Source organism: Lysinibacillus sp. NPDC048646 (genome assembly GCF_050272295.1).
Classification (GTDB): Bacteria; Bacillota; Bacilli; order Bacillales_A; family Planococcaceae; genus Lysinibacillus.
Map to the genome: position 1 here is coordinate 79,969 of NZ_JBNNLZ010000011.1, position 25,628 is coordinate 105,596.

The following is a 25,628-nucleotide window of genomic DNA, read 5'->3' on the forward strand; positions in this document are numbered from 1 at the left end:
TTTTATAATTGATGTTCATAACCGATAGAACTTAAAGAATAGCGCATAGCTTGTATTTTGGGAAGTAGCATGGAGTGCAATTCTTCATTATGAAATTAATTATAAATGAAACCCGCTAAGAAGACGAAATGTCGTACTAAAATAAATGAGAGTTTTAGCCTGCGTGCTTCGATATAGTTATTGAAAAAGAATTTGAACGAAACAAAGGAGGCGAGAAGATGGGATGTAATGCTAAAAATTTTATAAATCGATTACAGAAACACAAGGAAGATGGGCTTGAATACGTAATTGAACATTATTCAGGTTTTGTGCACGCTATCGCCTTTAAGGTGTTGTCTGGCATTAGTAAAGATGCTGTCGAGGACTGTGTAAATGATGTGTTTTTAGCAGTTTGGCAAAATGCAAAGCAGTTTAAAGGGGAGCCTGAAGATTTTAAAAAATGGATGGGGATGCTGACCAAATACAAAGCTATTGACCTATTTCGTAAGCTTGAAAAACAGCAAGCGCGTGAACATAGTGACGAGGAGCTTGCTCAGAAATCCGATTTAGGAGACGTACAGGAAGAGCTTGTGAAAAAAGAGCAAAGAAACGAATTGCTGTTGGCAATTAGTCAATTAGAAAGTATTGATCGAGATATTTTTATGATGAAATACTATCTACAATTATCTACTAGGGAAATTGCAGAGGCCTTGCATTTGACGAAGGCAGCTGTTGAAAACCGTCTTTACCGAGGGAAGAAAAAATTAGCGACGACAATTCAGCTAAAGGAGGCATTAACATGACGAAAAGCCATAAAGATTGGTTAGATATAGATGTGGACGCAATTGAACCGATGGAATTATCTTCAACGCAGAAGGTGCAGCTAAAACAAACTATTTTAAGCAAGACTAAGAAAAAGCGTCCTGCGAAATGGGTTCGTCATTTCACTGCGGCAGCAATAATAGGCGTGAGCGCGTTCACTACTATTAATTTTGCTTTTCCAACACTTGCCACGCAAATTCCATTTATGAACAATATCGCTAGCTATTTTGATAATAAGAATACAATGTTTGAAAATTTCCAGAGTCATGCGACGGATATTGGACAAGTGCAAACCAGTAACGGTATATCGATGATGATTGAAAGTGCTGTATATGATGGGACGTCAGTTACGATATCCTATGCGCTTGAAACAGAGATTGATTTAGGGCCAAATCCATTTATCGAAGGTGATTTTATTAATATTAAGGACTCGGTAGCGATGGGAGGAGGTGCACGCCTTGAAAAGATAAGTGAGACTAAATATGTTGGGCTTGCCAATTTAACACCCTATTTCGATAAGGAAGCACCAGATGAAATAGATATAACGTGGAAACCCCAAGCATTTACCAACATAAATACTAATACAGGATTTAAAGGGGATTGGGACTTTCATTTTACAGTGTCGAAGTTGGCAGCTGAGTTACAGCTAGTAAACGAAACAGTTAATAACTATGATGTCACAACTCGATTCACAGCCATTGGAAAAAATGATATGTCAACAGTGATTCATTATGAATATGAAGGGGATCCAGAAGTGCTGAATAAGTGGCAAGAAATTACTGTACAATTCGATGAACTTCAGGATAACCTAGGGAATTCGTATGTTGTGAATGGGAATGGTGCTCAAAGTAAAGACAGTGGCATCTCATACAAATCAAGTGCTACAGTGCTAGCCATTGACCCAGCAGCCACATCCATTACATTGGTGCCTAAAATTTACTTCTCTTTAGGCTCAGGAAAAGGTACGGACATAAAAAAAATGGATTCTGTGACAATACCTTTACAATAATCTATCTAAGGTCTTTGTGTATAACCGTACACAAAGATCTTTTTATCTTCATTCAGCAGATATTTTTTGTACCGAAAGCGTAGCGACAGATACAGAAGACTCCCACCTCTGAAGGTGGTGAGATGAATGCCGATGTGGTTTCTTTTCAGTGGGTGTCCTAACACCTGCTGAAATAGAGGAACTCAGGCTAAGAACTTCACATCCTGTGAAAACGCCTGAGTGACCAACATCATGTTGGCCCGAAGCCTCCGGTGGATGTCACGGATTTTGAAAGGAATGAATATAAGGATGTTAGCCTAAAACCTTCGCATCCTGCGAAAACTGCTAACTGACCTGCATCGTGCAGGCCTAGGTACAATTCAAAATCCGGACGCAATGACGCCAAGGCGAAATTGATTTATATGAAACTTTCAAGAGTGCCTAAGCGTAGTAATAGTAATAACAATCCAGGAGGAATGACGATGTTCAAAAAAATTGCAGCAGATGCACTAGGGCTTTCAGATATTGGAGTAGTCGTATCTCATGAAGATTTTGACAAAACGGATGCAGATGATTTTATCCTGCATGAAATTGACGAGAAAATCTATTTTCTAATTAAAACAAAAGCAGATGAATATTGTTTTACAAATCGAGCCCTCATTCATGTAGATGGTGAAAATGCGATGAGTAAAAAACGATTACTACGTCGATACGACTATTCAATGTTTAAAATTAGTGAGGTTTTACTCGAAACAGCAGGAACTATTGATCTCGATGTCGAAATTAAGTTTACAATCGGCAATAATAAGCTATCTATCGACATTCATAAGCGTTATATTGACGAGATTAAGGACTTATATAAGGCGTTACATGCCATTAGTTACGAACAAAAGCAGGATGCCTACAAGTTTAGTGTTGCGGAGCAGAGCCTTACTATTGCATCTGCATCAATGGGACGCATTGGTAATGATAATATATCACCAGCTTCGTCATTCAAGGAAATTACAAACTTCGCAAATAAGTGGATGATAGACCATAAGGAGAAGTATGTAAAGGAAGATTTCTCACATATTTTTGATTTGTACATGAATAAATAATTGTCATAGCTCTCTGCTCGTTTAAGTGGAGAGCTCTCTTTTACCCTTCTATAGGGAGTAAATTACTACATATAAAAATTTTAGGAATTGGAGTGGGAAAACATGGTAACCAAATTGCTATTACATGAGAAAGTTAAACAACCGGAAGACGAGGGTATTGTACAGCAAGCGCAATCTGTGGAAACATTATTCGTAAATGAGTTCATTAATGGTATTTTAGACCCGCAACAGAAAATGCTTGGCCCTGTAAAAGATGGGGGTACGATCATTGCTAACACAACACCAGGATGTTGGGGGCCAATGCTGACACCTACGATTCGTGGTGGGCACGAAGTAACAAAGCCAGTTTTTGTAGAAGGTGCTGAGGTGGGCGACGCCATTGTCATTACAATTAAGTCGATTCAGGTGACATCACTTGCAACGGCATCGGGTCATGATGAGGCAATCATCGATCGATTTATTGGGGATCCATTCGTGTCAGTAAAATGCCCAGGCTGTGGTAAGCTTCACCCAAGTACTGTAGTAAGAGGCATAGGTTCGCAGGCAATTCGCTGTTCAACCTGCGATACAGAAACTTCACCATTTAAAATGACAAATGGCTATACAATGGCACTAGATCAAAAGGGCAACATCGGTGTAACGGTTGGCCGTGAAGGTGCTCGTCGTATTGCACTCGATGCTAAAAATTATATGCGAACTCCTGAAAATTCTGTGCAAAATCCAGTGGTAGCTTTGGCGCCAAGCGATTTAATAGGTATTATGGCTAGAATGCGTCCGTTTTTAGGACAGCTAGGGACAACACCTTCGAAGGCCATGCCAGATTCACATAATGCTGGTGACTTTGGGTCATTTTTGATTGGCGCACCGCATGAATATGCCTTTACACAAGCTGAGCTCGATACACATCGAACAGATGGTCATATGGATATAAACCGAGTACGCGAGGGAGCCACGATTATTTGTCCTGTTAAGGTACCCGGTGGCGGTGTATATATAGGTGATATGCATGCGATGCAGGGTGATGGGGAAATTGCTGGGCATACAACAGATGTAGCAGGTATTGTTCAGCTTCAGGTGAATGTCTTGAAAAAAGTGGCATTAGAAGGTCCAATTATCTTACCAAATGAAGAAGATTTGCCATACACAGCGAAGCCTTTTACGAAAGAAGAAAAGCGACGTGCACGTGAATTAGCTGAGGAATTCGGTGTCAAGCAGGTGGAGGAAGCCTTCCCAGTATCAGTTGTCGGGTCGGGTACAACATTAAATGAGGCAACAGATAATGCCATTCGTCGGGCTGCACGGTTATTTGAGATGAGCGAGCCGGAAGTCATGAATCGTGCAACGATAACAGGATCTATTGAAATCGGTCGTCATCCTGGCGTTGTAACAGCAACCTTCCAAGTGCCGAAAACGGTGCTGAAGAAAGCGCGAATTTTTAAACCTGTGAAAAAGCAATATGATTAATGCATGAGCCTACCCTTAGTGGTAGGCTCAGACTGTAGATAAACTCAACAAAAAATCGAGTTGATCTGACCCAAATAAGTTAGACAAATAATTTAAGCAGCTTCTAAGATCTGAGTCCGGTATTGTACAGGACTTAGATCTTTTAAGTGCGCCCGGCATGCGTATGAACTATAGGGTGTAAGTCCCGAACCCCGAAGACAGAAGTAGAGGTTAGCCAAGAGCAAGGGTGTCCGTGGCGACGCGGAATCTGAAGGAAGCTGGAGGCAAAACACTGGTCCGAGGAACACGAATCTCATAGAAGGCTAGATATGATTGGATGAGTTTGCAATGCAAAACAAAGTCCTTTCTGTCGAGGGTCATATCGAGTAAATGAGGCGGATAGATGGTGTGAAAGTGCATGCGCTTACCCGGGGAGGTCTGATGGAAACGTGAAGTACCCTTCATAAATTACTTGGTGACAAGTAGCTGAACCATCAGAAGTCAGCAGAGGTCATAGTACGATTGGGTCTAGAACTAATCGGAAGGATTGAACAACTAAGAGAGAATAGCCCTTGGCATTCCATTTTGAATGAATGAACACAGAAAACAGAGAAACCTCACGCTTAGAAAGTAATGGTGAAGTCCATGAGGGTATCTGCGGAGGGTGCAGTCAGGTGGGCATAAGAAGACAAGCTATTCACGGAAAGGAACGAAATGGTGATGTTGAATCAAATTCTAGCACGTCTGAATATGATACAAGCATTAAAGCGAGTGGAAGCGAATAAAGGAAGCCATGGAGTAGACTTGATGCCCGTACAAACCTTACGTCAGCACATCCTTAAAACTGGAATCCATTAAAGCGCAAATTCTAGCGGGAACCTATGAACCGCAACCAGTACGTCGGGTCGAAATCCCGAAACCAGATGGCGGTGTGGGATTACTTTCCTCAATTGTTGAAGTATTAGCTAAGGCTTGAGACATTGGGGTTAATACTAAAAACAATGATAGAGAGATAAATATTGGCTTTTTAAACATAGTTTCCCTCCCTACAAATTAATTAATAATAACATTCGATGATGGGGTTTATGAGGTATATAAGTATGAACAAAGCGATGGATCTATTAAAGCAGAAGTATACAGTCCAGATGGTGATAAGGAGAGTTTTGAAATAATTAAAGAGGTAATATACGATGAAACTGGAGAGGTTATAGCTACTTTAGAAAGAGAATTCATAGGAATGGATGAGAATATAATTCAACCATTGTCCTATTATGTTTCAGATACCGGTTATCCTGCTCATGAATATACTCAGTACAAAGGGACGGAACAAGGCAATTTACAGTTGAAACAAAATATTCAAAACATGACTTCAGGTGCCTTAGCTATTATTATATCAATAGTAAATCCAGTCCTTGGAACAATATTCTCAGCTGGTTTAATTTTATATGCGATAGAAACTAATATTAATGCACAGGCTATTTTTTATGAGAAAAAGAGATGGGATCATCAAACTTTAGGTAGCCTTGCCCAAGAGTATTTTGTCCAAATGTATTGGGACCCCGATTATACTAAAAAAGCTGGAAGTCAAACAAAATACTACCGTACTTGGGCTTAGTGTTTTGTACTAAGATAGTAATAACATTCGCTAATATCATGAAAGAGGTAGAAAAAATGAGTCAAAATAAGATGAGTATTTATTATTTTATCATTTTGGGATTTTCTTTGTTTCTTACATTATTTCTTATAGGACAATCAGAAGGCTATGTTATATTTATATATGCTGGATTATTTTTTATCTTTAACATCATTAAAGATGCTATTTTTTTTAATTTAGGATTCATTTTCAAGCGATTCAGTTTTAAAAAAATAATTGTTATTAATATTTTAGGGTTGATAGTGATTATTATTTGGTATTTTTGTAATAATATATATATTTTTACTATTATAGTTTTGTTACCACATAATTTCTTAACCAACATGCCAATACGCGATCATATCAATTCGCCATTGAATACCTCGTCCGATTCCCATAAATATGAATTAAATCTCCAGACTGCTTCTTGGAATTCCCTTAAATACATAGAAAATTGACAACAATTTTCGTAGATCGCTACCACATGCTTGCCCATTCATCTTGTAAAATATAAATGGGCAGAATTATATCTAGTTTCAGGTATATATTTAAAGTGTCAAATCTTAAGCGCAAAGAAACATTTGAACGTGTCATTGCACAGATGCAAAGGAAAATCATGGTATGCGTTGGAAAACCTTTCGAGGTCTCAAAAAATTGTCCATGCAGGCGATGCTTACTTTTATTGCCATGAATTTGAAAAAACTCGCTACTTTGACATGGCGAGAAACACAAACAGCGTAATAGTGCTTGTAAGAGACATTGACTTTACTTGACCAATCCTTATTTTGAATGAAAAATTAAAAGGTTTCAGGAATCCCCAGCATTCCGAAACCTTTTGTCTTCAATCTGGAGTCAACCCATAATGATAGGCTCCAGATTGAAGACATGAGCACTGTAAGATATCTCTCGAGCAATTGATAGAGTTGCTCATAAAGTTTAGTTTTGTCTAAAATATGACAAATAGAAATTGAATTCTAGTCACTAGCTGATATAATAGGAAATGCTCAGAAAAGATAGAAAAAAGACTATGTTCGACAGAATTATTGTATATAAAGGATGGCGAGTGATGGCAGATTTCGTTCGTGTGCAGGAAAAGGAAGAAAAAAATCATCGTATAAAAACATACATAGCCAAGATGAATGGAGGGGGACATGCTCCTTCAAGAACAAATTTTGCTGATGCTGCAACAGGCGCGTTTGGTGGACTAATATGTATTTTTGTCTTGCTTTGTTTAACAAACTATACAGGAGCACCGTGGTTAATGGCATCTCTTGGCGGCAGCTGCGTTCTTGTATTTGTTGTATGGAATGCACCATTATCGCAACCACGAAACATTATTGGCGGGCATTTTATATCGGCTGTAATTGGGTTGTCTGTGTATTCTCTGTTAGGATAGGGTATTGTATCCATTAGCCTTGGTGTAGCTTTAACAATCTTTTGTATGGCACTTTCAGGGGTGATACATCCCCCAGCTGGAGCCAATCCGATTATTATTATTTTAGGAGGCTATGGCTGGAGCTATTTAGTCATGCCTGTACTCATCGGTGCCCTCATTATCGTAGTTTTTGGTTTGTTGATAAATAATTTACGTGAAACTCGAAAATATCCAATGTTTTGGTAAAATTTCTAGCATAAAAGTCCAGATTTCGTTGGAGAAAGTCATTAGATTTGCATTCGGTGAAAAAAAGTGTCTCCGCTGAGACACTTTTTTTGTAACTATTTTTTTGGTTGTACGTCTACTGCTATGAGAATGTGGAGTTTCTCGATTTACAATTAGGTATTGTGTATAACTTTTTTGAAGTTGTGCATATAACATAGGCAATGAGCTATTTGTGACAATGCGATTGGGCTACCAACTTATGAGCGACTGTCCATGGCGCTCATTTGCCTTATTTTGTCCTATTGGAACATAAATTTTACGAGCCATCTATGAGGATGCATATGCATCCTCATAGATGGCTTTTTATGTTGTTAGTAAGGAGTTATGTCGAACTGGAACAAACGCATTTGCACTTTTGTTGTGCATATCCGTAATTTTTTAGCATATGTTGGATAGGATTTGTTATATTGGAGAAAGAGTGTTTTATAGGAACGTATTTTTACATGACGGGGGAAGATCTTTGTTGGGAGAATTTGATGGGGGGCTCCGGTTGTATGCTGTTGGATTGTGATGAGCAATTATGCATGACATATAGTCAAAGTGGCGAAAAAGGTGCGGAAAAATTGCTTTCAAAATGGGCGGAAAGCAGCACACAGACGGATCCAAAAATATTAGGAACTACACTGTCACCAAACTTATTTTTGGTCAATGAGGAAGCTGCGATGAATATTGCATTTTCTACAGCTCGGAAATATTGGGGACGAGTATCCACAGAACTACAACTTTTTTTTGAAAAGCAAGGCCTTGATGAGAAATTTGTACATGACCGACTCAATGCCTTTTTTTATACGCAAAAAGGGAAAGAAACTTTTTTTGAGCAACTTTTCGCACAGCATACAATGGACTTAGAGCGGTTAATCTGGCTTGTTTTCGGGAAACGTTGGCAGGTAACATTGCCTGTGGATGACTTACAAACAATATTTTTATATAAATTTAAAGATGAATATTTTGTGCATATGATTTATAAAGAAGAAGCATTATTTTGGCACTGGCTCTTTACTAAAAAAGTTTATTCACTACTTATCCACAGGCCATTAGAACAATTCACATTTATCCACGAAATGATGCGCCATTTTGAACGTTCAGCGCAAATAACTTATGAACATGTGAATAAGTTTGTGTGTAATTACAGAAAAAATCTGGATAAGTGCATAACTTATGTGGATAACCATAATGCTAGTTGTCTGGCAAAAAAGCAACTGCGCCTTTATCAAATTGTGACTCACTACCGTTTGTCGGCAGGGGATTATCAATGTGTGAAGGCATTGATCACTTCTTTTGAAGCAGACTGGCGTTATTCAATGTATGCATTAACAGAAAAAGAAAAAGTACTCATTGCGTACCTATTATTGCATATGGGGCATGAAGAAAAGGATCATGAAACCGTTATTCATTACGGCGAGTATTTATTAGAGGATGAACGACTGAATAATTATGCAATAGAGATTATGTTAGAGTATAAAGATTTACTGCCAAATCGAAAGCCAACACCACCAGCGATTATAAAAAATTATGCGTTAAATTATCTAGAAAATTTATATGCAGTATTACTTGATAATTATGTAAAGATGGAACGTTATCAAGAAGCGCTAACGCTGATCAGAGAGAATGTGCTGGCATCCAACAAAAAAATACATGCGGCTTTAGTGCAACAAAACTTTAGTAATGAGCAATTTATAGCGATTGAGGCGTCAGTTCAACAAGATATTGCGCTACAAGTTAACAATTCGTTGCAACATATTGGTCTATCTGTCGATGAGTGGCGTCAAAATTACCGTGAGCCAGATGCACCTTATTATTTTGTAGCACAGAGCTCTTCTTTACACATGTTAAATATTTTGAAGGTTTTATTTGTGACTGAACAGTATGAGCTATTTGAAAAATTAATGGAAGTATATAAAAAATATTTACTCATTGATGATCATTTTGGTAAGCTACGACTGTTTATAAGTGCTTATGTATAATCTTTATATACAAAAAAGAGTGCCTAAAGCGTCATATAAAGACGTCATTGGACACTCTCTTTTTATTCTAAAACACCGTTTTCTTGTAGAGCAGCAATTTTTTCAGCACTATAGCCAAGTGCGGAAAGAAGTTCTTCATTATGCTCGCCCAGTTTAGCACCAACATGTTTATACACAGGTTTGTAACCATCGAACTTAAAAGCTGAAGCAATTTGTTTTTGTGTTGTGCCGTCATTCTTTGGAATATCAACAATCATGTCACGAGCTTGTAGCTGTGGATGCTTACATGCTTCTGGGAAGGTTAACACTGGTTCCACACATCCTTCGAAACTTTCGTTAAAGACCTCAAGCCATTCTTCATAGGTTTTTGATAAAAATGCATCGTGAACAGCCTCTTTAAAACGTATTTGTGTGTAGTACGAATCATTAAAGGTGTTATCAATCAGTTCAGGAATATCAAGTGCCTCACACAGTAGCCTGCGAAATTGTGGTTCTAGGCTCCCGACTGAGAAAAAGCGTCCATCCTTTGTTTTGTAGAAATCGTAATAGCTGCCGCCATTTAAAATTTCTTGCTCAGGTTGTGGTACACGATCGCCACCGATATAGGCCGAGCCGTACATAGCATTGAGTGAAAATACAGCATCAGTCATGCTAATATCGACATATTGCCCTTCCCCAGTTTTTTCCCGATGTAATGCAGCAGCAAGTACCCCAATTGCCGCGTGCATCGTGCCACCTGCAATATCTGCCAGCTGAATACCCATTGAGACAGGCTTTTTGTCTTTATGACGTGAGTAATCGAGTACACCTGCAAGTGAAAGATAGTTGTTGTCATGTCCAGGTCGATTGCTATATGGACCTGTTTGACCATAGCCTGTAATAGCGCAATAAATTAGCTTGGGATTCACTTCTTTTAACGCCTCATATCCGATACCGAGACGTTGCATTACCCCAGGTCGAAAACCTTCAAGAATCACATCGTACTCTTGGACAAGCGTCTTTACTATTTCCACAGCCTCCGGTGATTTTAAATTTAATGTGAGTGACTTTTTAGAACGGTTTAAATGTTGATGAATATACGCCTCATGATCCTCATCGTATGGAGGCATAATGCGTGTTAAATCTACACGCTTAGAAGATTCAACGTGAATAACCTCAGCGCCTAAGTCAGCAAATATCATTGTCGCCATTGGTCCCGGTATTAATGCAGAAAAATCGAGAATTTTTAACCCCTTTAAAATACCCAAATCTCCCAACCCCTTTTTGTGTAGGCTACAAAAGTAAGAAGCATTGTAGCACTTTTCTCATTATCCCCATATTGTGAAAAGCGTGTTTTACTAAATTCTGTATTAATACAGAATATTATAAATTTATCAGTATTATAACAGATATACAATTGTCTTGACTATGTTAAATTTCATTATAAAATAATTTTTCAGAAAATTATATGTCAGCATAACAATAAAAGTAAAAAAATTTAGAATATAGATTTCTTAGCAAAATTCAGACAATAAATAGCTGTTATTTGAAAATTCAGTCGCGGAATGGAGTATGTTTACAGTCTTTTTTCTATTAAATATGAACCCGTTGATTTCCGCTACGGCGACGCTTTTCGCTGGCATGGCTTCAGTCTCCTCGTGCGGGGCCTTCAGCTCATACTATTCCCGCCGAAGTCGCCGCCTGCGCTCCAATCAACTAGTGTACGTCTATAAATGATTGAGGTGATGGATAGGGTGAAGAAATATAAATAATGAACGATATCAATTAGAGGTGCTGACATTTGATCAAATGATGCCTGAAGACCATTTAGTTACGCCAATTGGGAATTTCTTAAGTATTTATATGAACCCGTTGATTTCCGCTACGGCGGACGCTTTTCGCTGGCATGGCTTCAGTCTCCTCGTCGCTACGCTCCTGCGGGGTCTTCAGCTCATACTATTCCCGCCGAAGTCGCCGCCTGCGCTCCAATCAACTAGTGTACGTCTACAAATGATTGAGGTGATGGATAGGGTGAAGAAATATAAATAATGAACGATATCAATTAGAGGTGCTGACAGTTGACCAAATGATGCCTGAAGACCGCATATGACTATCATGAACATTTCCAGGTGTGACACGCAAATGGCAAAGTCTGAAAATAGTTGCTCGTAGCGTGCTGCTGTCGTTAATAGGGGCTATTTGTCACTACTATTTCTGATAAAATGACAAAAGGTATTCTGAATGATCACATTCCGAACACCTTTTGATGTCAATCTGAAATCTCTATGTACTGTGCTGTACATAGAGATTTTTTAGTATTGCCGATAGGTTTAGACTTGTGAAAAATCAATAATAGTACCTTTACTCGGAATAGAAGTTAATCGTGTAATAGGGTGCACCGTTATCCTTAAAAGAAACACCGACAAAAACATGTGTAAATTCTTTTCTCAAAATATTTCTTCGATGTCCTGCTGAATTCATCAGTGCTTCATGGGCAAATATACTGTTAAACTGACCATAGGCAATATTCTCGCCGTACCAGTAGAAATTTACCTCATCAGCCGCGAGGCGATCATTGGAATGATTGCCTAGGTGATCCTCATGACTAAAGAAATCATGTGTAATCATGTTACTGCTGTGTTGACGAGCAATTCGTTTATATCTTTTTTCATAGATCAGGGGCTGTAATCCTTCTTCAACCCGATCCTGGTTAATGAGTTCAGCCATCAAATCCTCATACCCTGCACGCAGTAATTCTGAAGGACTATTATAATAACCGGGCTTGGTCATTTCAGTTGCAATGGATACCCACGTAACTGAGCGGACAATATCATTTTTATGCAAATCATAGAAAAACGTGACATAGTGTTGATTAATAAGATAAGTCCCATGGGTAGGGCTGCCTGTTTGGTTATTATAATTAAGCAAATAGCGCTTACTGTGACGGTGAATAGCTGTGAGTGGCAAGCCGTATTTCTTTTCTACATCGGTACGATTAGCGCCAATGTGAATACCAAAAACGTTACACCCAATACGTGTTTCATAGCCACCAACCTCTTTGCCATGGTGTGTACCAATAAGATGAAATTGAGCGTAATCCTCATAGTAACGATGCCACACCATATCATATTCACTTTTGTAGCTTGCAAGAGGTAGAGACTTGAATCGCGAAGCTTGAATTTTGTTGTCCGTCAGTTTAGAAGACGAGGCCTTTTTTTGAACAAGAGAAGCATTCGCCAAAAAAGCCATGCTAAAGCTGAAAATCATTGGAACAGTTCTATGCAACATATATAAATCAAACCCTCTTTTATAAAATCACAATTATAATAGAAATATATCAAAAATGTAGTAGCTTTATAGATATAAAATTACTACATTTTTACCTATTAAACGATATAAAGATTTTGGTATTTTTCCTACTATATGACTTTGGTTATAGGATTACCTGAGAAACAACACGATTTTGACATATTCTCTTCTACGAAAAACAAGGAATTATGCTTAATTGGGAATATTTTGTGCTTTAATAGATGAATAGAGAAAATATTTGGATTTTATTGTGGAGAGATAGTCACGATTCAATGAAATACTATAAATAGGGGTAAAGAATAGAAATGAAATCAAGACAAATAAAATTGAAGCATCTGATTATGGGTGTGGCGATGGCTGCATTCTTTTTCACGAGTATAGGGAGCATTTGGAGCGGCTATCGAATGAATGTCGATTCCATCAAGGAAAATTCTCTAGAAACGAACCGTGTATATGCGCAAAAGTTAGCGACAACTGCTAGTTCATATTTAGAAGAGTCGTTTCAGATTTTAGGCTATAGTGCTGATACCATTGCGTCTAAAATGAATGACGAAATTGCGTTAAATGAAGTAACGGAACGACTGAAAATGCAAAATAATATGTTTAATTCGGTGCTTTTAACCAATGCAGACGGTCTTGTGTTATCAGTTTCTCCTCCCTCTGTAGAAGTGAAGGGGGAAGTGTTAACCTCTGTAGGGGCACAAGAAGCATTAACCAAGAAAATCCCCCTTGTATCCAAGCCTTATGAGGGGATAACAGGACGACTTATTATTTTTATATCTTATCCTATTTTTTCGGAAACCAATGAATACCTTGGGATGGTAGCTGGAACAATCTATTTGAAGGAACAAAATGTCTTTTATTCGCTACTGGGAGAGCATTTTTATCATGATGGTTCTTATGTGTATGTAGTGGATGCGGATGGACGTATTATTTATCACCAAGATGCTAGTCGCATCAATGATATCGCGATTGAAAATAAAGTTGTTCAGGCGGTTGTTGCTGGAAAGAGCGGGTCACTGCAAATTGTTAATACCAAAGGTGTTGAAATGCTTGCAGGTTATAGTGCCGTTCCAGTGGCAGGATGGGGTGTCGTCTCACAGCGACCATTAAATGTTGCATTAGAACCGTCATTCGATCGTGTACAGGATGTTGGGATAAAATCGTTACCCCTTATGTTAATATCCATCGTTATTGTACTTTGGGCGGCAGCACGTATTGCACATCCATTGCAGCAATTAGCGACCTTAACAGAGGAGAGCTTGGATAAGAAAAATGTAGAAGGGTTAAAATCCGTTCGCAGCTGGTATTTTGAAGCCTATTATTTGAAAAGTGCGCTTGTCCGAAGCTTGTCGTTTTTACAGGGTCAAGTGTCGTATTTTAAGGATCAATCCACGACTGATCCTTTAACAGGTGTCACGAATCGTCGGACAATGGATACAGTGTTAGCAAAATGGCAGGAAGAAAAATTACCACATGCTATTATTTTGATGGATTTGGATCATTTTAAGAGTGTTAATGACACATATGGCCATGCTGTGGGGGACAAGGTACTACAATATTTAGCCAATAATATGAAGAAAGTTGCACGAGATGGGGACATTTGTTGTCGCTACGGGGGTGAAGAATTCATCATGCTATTGCCAAATACAACAGCCAGTGAAGCGGCACAAGTAGCTGAGCAACTACGTGAAACTTTAGCCAATTCCGTAAGTCCATGTGGTCGTCCAGTGACGTTATCAGCAGGGGTTGCAGTGTATCCGCAGATGGCCGATACGACAGAAGGGCTTATAGAAGCAGCAGATGGTGCTCTATATTTCGCAAAACAGGCTGGACGAAATCGAGTCATAGTAGTAGACCAAGAAAAAATATAAAATAATGAAGATAAACAGGCTTACATCTGTAATTATTGGGGTACATGATTAATGCAACGATCATTTGGGCAAGCTATTTTTAGTCATTCGCCATATGACTTAAAAACCTCGTTCAAATAATACGTAATCTCGGGACACATCTCTCGATCGACTTGGCAAGACGTAAGGTTATCCCCCTTTCCCTTATGACAACACAAGGACGAATTGATGTATGCCTATATATCGTAAAGGCCAAGAGAGCACCGATGCTTCTTGGCTTTTTATAATTCACGTGAAGAGTAGTTCGATATAGGTAATTTTACGCAATCGATCGTGAATATATTTTTTGGTCCAATATTGTAGTAGATTGAAGGAATTAAAAAACGGGAAAAGATAAGTGGTTGGTTAGTAGAACGGTTTGGATTGCTGCGGCGTACAGTGTCCAAACTGTTTTTTTGATGGGCAACTCATGACAGTTTTACTGCCCATGTGCAGTGAGGTAGAAAACGTATTTGTACCGAGTGAATTATCAATGCTTTTCTCATCATTATTTTAGAATTATCTATGAAGGTACGCTATCAACCTGTCGATATAAAGGATATGATGAAAATAATATTGTACGCATCAATCCTAAATCGAAAGGAAGAGTGAGATGGATAAAACAAAAATCCAAAAGGTAAACAAGGCGCTTATTGCGACTGTTTTTGCTACAAGTGGAATTGCGGTTGTAATCCCACCGCCGCAAAAGGTAGCAGCCGCTACTTCACCCTTTATAGATATAAATCAGTATTCTAGCCATTATGAAAATATTTTAAAATTATACTCGCAGGGTGCCATTAGTGGGTTTGCAGATAAAACTTTCCGTCCAAACCAAAATGTAACGCGCGGCCAAGCTGCAAAAATGCTGGCGACGGTTTTAAAATTAGATGTAAGAAATGTAGAAGACCCGTACTTTAAAGATGTTCCAAAAAGTAACGAATACTATAAATATGTTGCTGCTCTTCAAAATGCAGGCATTATGGCTGGTTATTCAAACGGAACATTTATGCCAAATGAAGTTATAACGCGTGGGCAATTAGCGAAAATCTTAGTGCTTGGCTTTAAATTTGAAGTGGCTTCTAATTACAATCACAGTTTCCAAGATGTGAATAGTCAAACGAGTAACGCAGCCTATATTCAAACATTAGTAGATTTAAAAGTTACTGAAGGGACAACGCCTGTCACATTCTCTCCATTTAACGCAGTAACTCGAGGACAAATTGCGTCTTTCATAGTGCGTTCTCAAGACAAAAAGAGCAATGCAACATCTTACAAGGTTACAGGCGTTGAGGATGATATTATCTACATAAATGCTGAACCTTACACAGTGCCAGAAAGTCTTTCACATATTTTTAACGAGTATAATGCAGATGTGTTAAAGGGTGCTCTGATTGAAGGGGACCTTACGGGTAAAACGCTTTACTCTGTATCCAAGTTAACGTTGAATGCAAGTGGGACAAGTTCTAGATTTTTAGAGCTAAATGGTGAGTACGGATCCTTTGGCGCGACAATTGTTGTCAATGGCAACTATATTGAATTTTCAAATGTAACATTAACGGGCACAATGCTTGTTAACGAAACCGTACGTCCACCTTTACATTTAAATGTTTCTACCTATAAGCCATTAGACATTGGACGTGTAGCTAGCAATAATTTTTCATTTATCAACTGGTCTAACCCTGAAAAACCAGAAGAGGATAATTCGACAAATAGTAATCCATCAACAGATCTTCAAAATTGGACAAATCAGAACCCTGATAAAGATAAGCCATTTGTCAACTGGTCAAAAGATAAAGTGACGATGAAAAATGTTGAAAAACACATCGAATTTTACAATAGCTCGGTGTCACGCCTCGTTGTGTCTCAAAGTGGTACGAAAATCGAAACGAATACGAAATTACCACGTGTAGACATTATCGGGAATGTCCGTGAATTTGAAATTCAAGGTAATATTGGCACACTGAATCTCGATACAGAGACAAAGCTAACAATATACGGAGATAGTAATATCGACTGGATCAATTACAATAGCTTTACGGATTTAGAGCTGTATATAGATGGTCGAGTAGGCACGCTATATGTTGATAATGCATATGGTTGGTTTGATATTGGCGACTATACGTATATTGACAAAGTCATTATTCCGAAGGGCGAATCACCGAATAACATTTTCGATGACTTCCTAGAGGATAAGGATAATATAGGCAATATTACAGATCCAGACGGCAAACCGATTGATAAGGACGATATTGAGAATCAAAAGCCAGATGACAAAACAAAGCCAATTATTAGCATTACAGGTGTCAAGGTACTGAACGGTAGTGAAATTCAAGCAGACTTCCACTCCAACGAAGTCGGTACGTACTACTATATTGTCCGTGAAAAAGGCGCTGAAGTACCGACAAAACGAGAAATGGTGAACCGTCATTCTGTTGAGAATGTGGCGAGTGGAACAGGTGCAGCAGTGAATGGCACTAATTCCCTCAAAGTTTCTAATTTAGGTGAGAAAAAAGAATATGTCATCTACATAATGGTAGTTGATGGAGCGAAAAATGCTTCCGACATTGTATCGCAAGCATTCCAAATGAAGGATGCATCACCACCAGTAGTAAAATCGCTAGAGGTAAATCCTTTACATGGTGGAACACGTGCTGAATTTACATTTACAGCAAGTGAGCCAGGAGATTATTACTATTATGTACGTAAATTTACAGAGTCAGCTCCTCATCCGACAACTGCTGAAATTATTGCTAATCCAACAGGGAAGGGTGAGGCATTAGCAGGCAAACTTGCAATCAGAGATATTTTAACAAAACTGGATGCTGATACAGTGTATCAACTTTATGTAGTCATGAAAGATGAATCGGGTAATAACTCCGCAGATGAAGCGGCGATGGCGAAATTTACAACAGGAGAACTTGATAATATCCACCCATTTGTGGAACAAGGAAAGCTAGTAAGGAAGAGCAACAATCAGTTTGAGCTAACTGTGAGCGAAGCACTAGATCCAGAAAGTGCTCGCGATGTTAACAATTATTTGTTAACAGGTACAGTTATTGTTAATCTGACGGGAGAAAAGGGGATTAAACCATCAGCTGTAGAGTATAAACCTGGAGACAAGAAAGTATTGTTAACTATTCCATCTGATACAGGGTTTGTTAATGGTGATACATTGCGTGTGACGGTGTTACCTGGTGTTAAAGATTTAGCGGACAATGCATTTGAAAATACGAATACAGTGAAGCCAGGCGACTCTATTCGTAACTATGCGGAATATAAACACGAAGATACTGTGAAGCCTACTATAAAAATAGGAAACATAGTAAATAAAGCTGATGAATCTGATGGCTTCCGTCGAGCAGAAATCGAATTCGAGCCGAACAAGGCCGGTACGTATTACTATATGATACTACCAGATACAGTAGTCGATAATGGTGAGACGAAGACTTTCAAACAGTATTTAACAGATCATAACATTACAGAACGTGATTTTACTAATGAATTTGCAGGTGATTCTAATAAATCTGGTTACTTCCAAATTGGTGGAAAAGATATCTATATTCAACGTGGCTCAGACACAGCAGATTTAGAAACAACTACACAAAAATTCCCTGTATCTGTTGAACAAAATAATCTGGATCCGTTTAGTAGCTACTCTGTTTACATGGTACTAAGAGATCGTGGTGGAGAGCTTTCAAAGATATCAGATCCTAAGAAAGTATTTGAAGATACTAAGGCACCTTTAATTCGTGATTTAGAGATTAAGCCAAAGGAAAATAAAGATACAGAAGCAACAATTAGCTTTGAAACGAATGAAACAGCAATAGTTCATTACTGGTTTGTTGAAAAAAGAATTAAAGATAAGGATGGAAATTTAATTGACAATCCAGACGCTAAATTAACTGCGCCAGCAGATGAAAAATATTTAGAAGCAAAACTTAAAACTAGTCCATCCATTGAAAAAATAGGAAAAGGTCTTTCGGGAACAGTAGATGCGAAAGGAGTAACATTAAAGCCACATACTGAATATGTAGTTTACGTTGGAGTAGAGGATACGCCTGGTAACTTAACGATTTATAAGGCGAACGATTCGTATAATGACCATGATAAATCAGCAACAGGCTTGATGAAACAAGACTTTTACTCTGATGGTACACCACCAAGCATTGGCATGACGTCCCCTATGGACAAGAAAAAGTATCCAGGACTTATTTACCGCAATAATGATGATACATTTACCATCACGTTTAGTGAAACAATTATGCGTGATGTAAACGGTAAATCCCAACTTGTAGATACAAGTGATAAAGTTATTGTAGACTTGGCAGATATGCTGACGATTACGACAAAAGACACGAATGGTAATGAAGTGGATGTGACAAACAAATACGAACCTGTGTCTTATACAGTAGGGGCGGATACAACGAAAGAAAGTAAGCTCATTATTAAACCGAAATTACCTAATGACGCAAATAAAACAATTACTGTTACAATGAGAGATGAGACTCGAGACTTTGTTATTCCAGGCTATGAAGGACATAAGTTCATTAATACTGGTCAATATCTGTACAGATCGTTGGATGCGAAGTTTATGGAGATTAAACTAAGTTACTTAAATACGTCAGGTGACGATAGAAAAATTCAAGTGACATTTGACTTGATGGGCTCTGCTCAACAATTTTATGAGAACGGTGAATTGCTGAAGTACTACTATTTATCAGATACAGCAGGAACAGATGCCTCAGTTATAACGGGTAGGTCACCAGCACAAGTGATACAGGCAGTCGTAAATGGTACAGATAGCTCATTAGCAAAAGGAACAGGAATAGTTGCGACAAATGAGGCTCGTATTACAAGAGAGTTGACACATCCAGCCAAATTCTTTAATGGTGACTGGGTGACAATTGTATTAGAAGATAAGTATGGTAATTTCCGTAAGTTTTATGCGAAAGTTGGTTATAAAGATCCTTCAATCCAATAATTATCAAAAAACCAAGTGGTCATATAAAGATCACTTGGTTTTCGCTTTATTTAGAGGCATGGTGCTATATTAAATAATGTGTGCTCCTTCAAAAATATGAGATCAATTTTTGTTATGGCGAGGCGCTTTCTTGGTGGACAGCCCCTGCATCATCATACCCATCCAAATGCTTGAACAAATGTGCAGATAGCCATGTAACACCTATAGCAAATAATTATTAATTACATAAATGTCCATTTGGGACTCTTTGTTACTTTATAAATATTGACTAAAGTTTTTCCACAAGAGAAGTGCAGTAGTGAGAATAGCATTATATTTAAAGCTGTCAGCCAAGTCCAGACTTGGTCGACGATAATACTTACTTTAGCTGCGATAAACCCTCATTTCAAGCATACTCCTTGGAATACATACGCCATTATCAGGATAGGGATAACAATTTCATTAGCTGGTAAACCAAGAATAAATGCAGCCATAATAAGGTCCATCCTTGCCAAGAGCTTGACCAAACGGATCTAAAAAGTTCACAAAGTGCATTAAAATACTCGTATAGTATATATTTGCGAATACCCAATTCAAAATGGAAGCAGGTGCCACAACGATAACCGTTCTGTTTTTAACATTCCATACTTTATTGATTCTTGCTTGTGAAATTATATTTCAAAACTTGGGTTTAAGGAATGGTGGAAGCTCTAATGTATAATGAGTTGGTCCAGCCTTTAATGCCGTTTTAGAAAGAACCAAGGATACGGTTAATATCACACCAACGCTTAAAATGACAAATTCTATTAAAAAGAAGTAATTGATAGTCAAAAGGGCTGGGCCGCCTTTTCTATTGAAAAGCTTCCTGATTATGCAGGAGACTTTATTTTTGTAGACAATAGTGCAGTATTGGAATATATGAAGGATAGTAATTGTGGAATAAATTGACCGCGGTGAAAAATAATAAGCCAAACTATTGTAGACAGCTACCGTAGTTTGGCTTTTATTGAGAAATACTATCATTTATAATAGTTTCAATAACTAGATTCGAGATACATGACATAATCTTGAGGTGATAGTAATGTACATACTAAAGAACGCGGAAGTAATAAAATGGCGAGAGGGTAATGAACAACACATACTTCTTAGCAAGTTTCCATCATTGTTAACTAGCGACACCTCTATAAAAATTTATGTAGATGATGAGAGGCTCTTCCTTTCGAAGGGGGAAATGATTTTCCTTTGCGCAGATAAAAAAGTGAAATTGGTGAAAGAGGCTCATCAAGTGGTTCATTTAAATATCGTTTCATACCAAAACTATTATCTTGCAGAAGAAAATGATGATGTATTACTTTATCAGGTGGGTAATGAACTGCCTGCTCAATGGGTAGTTGCGGGCTTCGAAACTTTACCGTATCGTGCAACCACTATTCTACAAGAGCTTACAACAAACCAAATTTCAAGTGAACCCTACTTAGTAGCAAAACGAAATTATTTATTAGAGGAACTTTTACATTTGTTTACCCAAGCCCTGAAACCTTATGGGGAAAAGGTAAATTTTATTATGCGTGAAGCACTGGACTATATAAACCGACACTACGATCAAAATCTGACTCGTTCTCACCTGGCAGAGCTGATGGGATTTAATACGAGTTATTTTTCAAGATTGTTTCAAAAACAGGTAGGGCGTAGCTTTTCCAATCATCTGACTAGGGTGAGGGTGGATAAGGCAAAGATGTATCTACTTTCAAGTGATGCCACATTAAATGACATTGCGAGTAAGGTTGGTTATGCAGATGGTTTATATTTAAGCCGTAAGTTCAAACAAATTGTAGGTATAGCGCCAAGAGAATATCGCCAGCGACCTAAGCCTAGGCATATTGTTGCCCTACAGTATAGTGGTGATTTACTTGCTCTTGGCATTCAGCCCATTGCTGCTCCCTTTACCCCTTGGGAGGTATCTCCTCTTTTACGAGAGAAGCTTTACAGTACAGTTGACTTAGAACAGGATAAGGGGGTACAGCAATTAGTGAATATGGACATAGATTTAATTGTTGCCCCTGAATATTTATATTATTGGCCAGGAAAACTAGAAAAGTTGGAACAGCTTGCACAAGTATTGGTGCTTCCATGGAATCAGTTAGATCGATTGGAAGCGGTTCAGCTTATGGGGAGAATTGTTGGACGTGAAGCTGCGGCAAATGAGTGGATACAGCATTATTTAGCAATTACTCATTGTGCTAGTGCTAAGCTTGAATCCGTTGTCCAGATGGATGAGACTGTCGGGTTATATGAGGTTTGGGAAGATCATACAATTTGTATTTGGAATACGACTGCTAGAGCAACTTATAATTTATACAATGGATTAAATTTAAAGCCACATCCGCGTATTCAGCAAGAGGTGCTAGATGTGAATAATCATCTATTTATCACTGAAGCATTATTGTCTGAATATGCTGCAGACCATATGTTTATTGTCCTCACAGAGGAATACTACGACCATTTCCCAGAAAAGCTACGAAAGCGGAAGGCGTGGAGGGAGCTATTAAATGATCCTTCAAAGAAAATTTACCCTATTAAACTCAATGATTTCTGGTGTAATGATGGCGTTACTTTAGAAAAACAACTAGATATTATGCTTGAAAAACTCCTTAATACTTAGTCTGATGAATTTACCGATGTAACGATTGTCCATGTAGAGATTGTCACATTTTGAAATAGACGGTTGTCCAATAAATCGATACGATAAAAGCATTAGTTGAGAAAGATTATCATTATTGATTGGGGAGAGATAAGATGTGCAAGGCTAAACGCGACATTTGTGCAGGTATTATTTTAACAGTCCTGCTAGTATTCTCTTTAAGTGGATGTGGGAGTACAGGAGAGAGCGATTTAAACAGCTATTCATCTAAATTGGATAGTAATACGACTACGAATTTAGAAACGAAAATCATCAAAACAATTGATGGTGATGTTGAAATACCTGCAAATCCACAAAGGATTGTAACGCAGGGCTATTTAGCAAACTTCTTAGTTTTTGGAGTTAAGCCAGTAGGGGCTCCATATTGGGAATTGGAAAGTCCTTATACGGTGGAATTGAGCGATGGTATCACAGACATTGGACAAATTGATGGAGGCTCTGTGGAAAAGATTTTGTCACTTAAACCGGACTTAATTGTTACTGTTGGTGGAGATGAAAAATTAAATGAACAATATCGAAAAATTGCCCCGACATTAGTCATACCCTATGGAACCTATCATGAAGTTCATGAAGAAATGAGAGCATTTGGAGAGATACTAGGTAAGGAAAAAGAAGCTGAAAAGTGGCTAGAAGACTTCGATTCAAAAGTAATAAGCGCAAAAGCTTCGATACAAGGTTTGATTAAGGAAGGAACAACCTTTTCGCTTATGGGTCCTTTTGGTAAGGATTTTTATATTTATGGTGATGGTGTGAATAGAGGCGGACAGGCGATTTACCAACAGCTAGGTTTAGCACCACCTGAGACAGTTCGCAAAGATTTAATTGAAACCAAAATAAATGCTTTGAATATCTCACAGGAGAAAATTGCTGATTATGCAGGCGACTATATCTTTTTGGATATATCTGGTGGCGCAGAATTTGATGAGCATTCCCCGGTATGGTCAACATTGGATGCCGTGAAAAATAAACGCGTCTTTCAATTGAACCCAGAACGATTTTGGCCCTATGATCCAATCGCAGTAGAGGCACAGGTCGAAGAAATAGCTAACATGCTCAAGGAACATTTAGGTAAGGAAAAGTAAGATCACATAAGGTTGTTGTAAACACATTATCTAGAATATAATCCACTTGATTTCCGAGGTATCCTTCGAAATCAAGTGGGTTTTTTATTATTACAAAGAAATTTTCCCTCTGCATACTTTTAATTTAATTGATAATAATTATCATTTATAATAGAGAAAAAGGGGGGATTTATTTAAATGAACGTAAAAGACCATATTTTGCTTTGGGATCATGCCACAATAAAAGTGTTAGATGTACGCCATAAGATATTGAGATGGGGAGAGGATTTACGCAATTACAAAATGCCTTCTAATGGTTTTATTTTTATCACTCGAGGTCAAGCACAGGTTCAGCTTGATAATATAGAATATATCATTCACCAGTTTCAAGTCCTACATAGTGGAAAAGGGACTATTTTAGATATACTTCTTACAGATGATGAACTGGAATACTATTTAATTTTCTATAAAGCATCGATTCCAAGCTCTAGTCATCAAGAGATATTGCGTCTGCTGGAAAGGAGTAATCCGTTTCATTTACAGTACAGTTTTGTACCAAGCTATCCAATTTCTATTTTTCATAGGGTTAAGCTAATGGAGCAGGAATGGAATCGGGCAGATGTCTTGGATCGTTTCTATGTTAAAGCATTGTTTTATCAATTTATTCACAGTATATTACGGCAGCTTCATAGACAAGGAATTGACATCATAGAGCCTGACCTTGTAGCGCAAGTTGTTATGTATATACAAGACCATTATGCTCAATCCATTACACTGGAGTCCATTTCAGCAACCTTGAATTACAGTGTTCCTCATGTATCTTCGTTATTCAAAAAGAAAACAGGATACAGTGTAATTGATTATTTAATCAGAACTCGACTTGATATAGCAGCAAACTTATTGGTAGAGACAGATGCAACATTAAAGGAAATTGCCTTAAGTATTGGCTATAAGGACCCATATTATTTTAGTCGTCTTTTTAAAAAGTATAAAGGGGTTTCACCGTTACGCTTTAGAAAACGTGAAGTAAGCCGTCTGAAAGAAGTAGATAGTCCTCAAAATGCCATTGGAATGTCCATTGTTTGGCGCCAAATTTGGCGATATATTGATAGTGATAATCATTATCAATATAAAGTAGAGGAAGATTTAATTATGTTTAAGGGTCGAAAAGCATCTTTATTAGCATCATTATTGCTATGTTTCACTTTATTACTTAGTGGATGTTCGATGGAGAGCAGTACGAATACGAGTGCAACCACTCAAGGTCAAAGTGCAACAACAACCGTAGAAACGTATACATATAAAGGCGCAAATGGAGAAGTGAAAATTCCAAAAAATCCTCAGCGTATCATAGTTGTAGCAAATAACCATGTAGGCTATCTCCTAGCATTAGGTATAAAACCAGTTGGAATGTCAGATCGAGCATTAAGTAACCCATTTTTTGAAGGAAAAATCGAAGGTATTGAGAGTTATGGGGATAGTACATCACTGGAAAGAATATTAGATATGAAGCCCGATTTAATATTTACATTAGATAACATGGAAAATCTCGATAAAATTGAAAAAATTGCTCCTACTGTTGCAATCAAGTATGGCGAAAAAGATTTTAGAGAGCAGCTACTTGAATATGGGCAAATACTAGGGAAAGACAAAGAAGCCCAGGATTGGATTACAAATTGGGATAAAAAAATAGCGAAATATAAAACAATCATTCAAGAAATTGTAGGTGATCAAAAAGTTGCTATTCTCGGAGGAACTGCTAAATCAATGGGGGCATTTGGAGATTTTTATGGGAGAGGTGGAGAAATCATATACAAAGAATTCGAGTTAAAAGCGCCAGATATTATTCAGCAGAGGGCGATTGATAGTAAAGAAGGTTATTATACACTTTCATTCGAAAAGCTACCTGAATATGCTGGAGATTATCTTTTTATTTCAGAGAGTTTAGAGCAAGAAATAAAGGAAAATGAATTGTGGAAAAATCTTCCTGTAGTTAAAAATGACCGGGTGTTTTCAATAGATGAAAATGCATACTATTTTAATGACCCAACTTCATTAGAGAAGCAGTTAGAAATGATTGTAGAAAATATTAAGACGACACAATAACTGTAAGAATTAGGAGAAAGGCCAAAAAGTTGTG

14 protein-coding genes and 4 pseudogenes are annotated in these 25,628 nt (G+C 37.9%); 14 read left to right on the forward strand and 4 right to left on the reverse strand.

Annotated features, from left to right (window positions below; genetic code table 11):
- Positions 1 to 218 precede the first annotated feature (218 nt).
- From ACQKII_RS13515 to ACQKII_RS13535, 5 genes and pseudogenes are all read left to right on the forward strand, one after another.
- The gene (locus ACQKII_RS13515; RefSeq protein WP_427460001.1) at positions 219 to 782 is read left to right on the forward strand and encodes a sigma-70 family RNA polymerase sigma factor; all 564 of its coding nucleotides are present in this window, start codon (positions 219 to 221) and stop codon (positions 780 to 782) included.
- Complete coding sequence (locus ACQKII_RS13520) at positions 779 to 1,810, forward strand: DUF4179 domain-containing protein (protein ID WP_427460003.1); 1,032 nt, start codon at positions 779 to 781, stop codon at positions 1,808 to 1,810. Before ACQKII_RS13515 ends, ACQKII_RS13520 begins: the two co-directional genes overlap by 4 nt.
- Positions 1,811 to 2,271: 461 nt before the next feature.
- Complete coding sequence (locus ACQKII_RS13525) at positions 2,272 to 2,886, forward strand: PH domain-containing protein (protein WP_427460005.1); 615 nt, start codon at positions 2,272 to 2,274, stop codon at positions 2,884 to 2,886.
- A 102-nt stretch (positions 2,887 to 2,988) separates the two neighbouring features.
- Positions 2,989 to 4,350 (forward strand): acetamidase/formamidase family protein, encoded by a 1,362-nt coding sequence (locus ACQKII_RS13530; protein WP_427460007.1) that lies wholly within the window; start codon positions 2,989 to 2,991, stop codon positions 4,348 to 4,350.
- A 696-nt stretch (positions 4,351 to 5,046) separates the two neighbouring features.
- Positions 5,047 to 5,272, forward strand: a pseudogene (locus ACQKII_RS13535) (group II intron reverse transcriptase/maturase); the annotation flags it as partial.
- Here the strand turns inward: ACQKII_RS13535 and ACQKII_RS13540 are convergent.
- The gene (locus tag ACQKII_RS13540; RefSeq protein ID WP_427460061.1) at positions 5,209 to 5,364 is read right to left on the reverse strand and encodes a hypothetical protein; all 156 of its coding nucleotides are present in this window, start codon (positions 5,362 to 5,364) and stop codon (positions 5,209 to 5,211) included. The pseudogene ACQKII_RS13535 and the gene ACQKII_RS13540 overlap by 64 nt on opposite strands.
- Positions 5,365 to 5,566: 202 nt before the next feature.
- Here ACQKII_RS13540 and ACQKII_RS13545 point away from each other — a divergent pair, with 202 nt between their 5' ends.
- The 4 genes and pseudogenes from ACQKII_RS13545 (at position 5,567) to ACQKII_RS13560 (ending at position 9,586) form a co-directional block, all read left to right on the forward strand.
- Complete coding sequence (locus ACQKII_RS13545) at positions 5,567 to 5,944, forward strand: hypothetical protein (protein WP_107925355.1); 378 nt, start codon at positions 5,567 to 5,569, stop codon at positions 5,942 to 5,944.
- 583 nt (positions 5,945 to 6,527) lie between these two features.
- Positions 6,528 to 6,703 (forward strand): annotated as a pseudogene (locus ACQKII_RS13550) (transposase); the annotation flags it as partial.
- Positions 6,704 to 7,028: 325 nt separating this feature from the next.
- A pseudogene (locus tag ACQKII_RS13555) lies at positions 7,029 to 7,583 on the forward strand (HPP family protein).
- A gap of 533 nt (positions 7,584 to 8,116) precedes the next feature.
- Positions 8,117 to 9,586, forward strand: a complete 1,470-nt coding sequence (locus ACQKII_RS13560; protein ID WP_427460009.1) for a hypothetical protein — start codon at positions 8,117 to 8,119, stop codon at positions 9,584 to 9,586.
- A 62-nt stretch (positions 9,587 to 9,648) separates the two neighbouring features.
- On the opposite strand, the gene ACQKII_RS13565 is transcribed toward ACQKII_RS13560, so the two are convergent.
- Positions 9,649 to 10,833: a CaiB/BaiF CoA transferase family protein gene (locus ACQKII_RS13565; protein ID WP_427460011.1), complete on the reverse strand. Its 1,185-nt coding sequence runs from the start codon at positions 10,831 to 10,833 to the stop codon at positions 9,649 to 9,651.
- Between the two features lie 1,093 nt (positions 10,834 to 11,926).
- Positions 11,927 to 12,853, reverse strand: a complete 927-nt coding sequence (locus ACQKII_RS13570) for a CAP-associated domain-containing protein (protein ID WP_427460013.1) — start codon at positions 12,851 to 12,853, stop codon at positions 11,927 to 11,929.
- 326 nt (positions 12,854 to 13,179) lie between these two features.
- On the opposite strand from ACQKII_RS13570, the gene ACQKII_RS13575 reads away from it, so the two are divergent.
- Entirely contained in the window at positions 13,180 to 14,748 is a 1,569-nt protein-coding gene (locus tag ACQKII_RS13575) for a sensor domain-containing diguanylate cyclase (protein WP_427460015.1), read from the forward strand.
- 631 nt (positions 14,749 to 15,379) lie between these two features.
- Positions 15,380 to 19,747, forward strand: a complete 4,368-nt coding sequence (locus ACQKII_RS13580) for an S-layer homology domain-containing protein (RefSeq protein WP_427460017.1) — start codon at positions 15,380 to 15,382, stop codon at positions 19,745 to 19,747.
- A 224-nt stretch (positions 19,748 to 19,971) separates the two neighbouring features.
- Here the strand turns inward: ACQKII_RS13580 and ACQKII_RS13585 are convergent.
- Positions 19,972 to 20,536, reverse strand: a pseudogene (locus tag ACQKII_RS13585) (nucleoside recognition domain-containing protein); the annotation flags it as partial.
- A gap of 421 nt (positions 20,537 to 20,957) precedes the next feature.
- Between ACQKII_RS13585 and ACQKII_RS13590 the strand changes: the two are divergent.
- The 3 genes from ACQKII_RS13590 (at position 20,958) to ACQKII_RS13600 (ending at position 25,594) form a co-directional block, all read left to right on the forward strand.
- Positions 20,958 to 22,388, forward strand: a complete 1,431-nt coding sequence (locus ACQKII_RS13590) for a helix-turn-helix domain-containing protein (protein WP_427460019.1) — start codon at positions 20,958 to 20,960, stop codon at positions 22,386 to 22,388.
- Positions 22,389 to 22,522: 134 nt separating this feature from the next.
- A complete protein-coding gene (locus ACQKII_RS13595) occupies positions 22,523 to 23,509 on the forward strand; it encodes an ABC transporter substrate-binding protein (protein WP_427460021.1) in 987 nt (328 codons plus the stop codon).
- A 177-nt stretch (positions 23,510 to 23,686) separates the two neighbouring features.
- The gene (locus ACQKII_RS13600; RefSeq protein ID WP_427460023.1) at positions 23,687 to 25,594 is read left to right on the forward strand and encodes an AraC family transcriptional regulator; all 1,908 of its coding nucleotides are present in this window, start codon (positions 23,687 to 23,689) and stop codon (positions 25,592 to 25,594) included.
- Positions 25,595 to 25,628 lie beyond the last annotated feature (34 nt).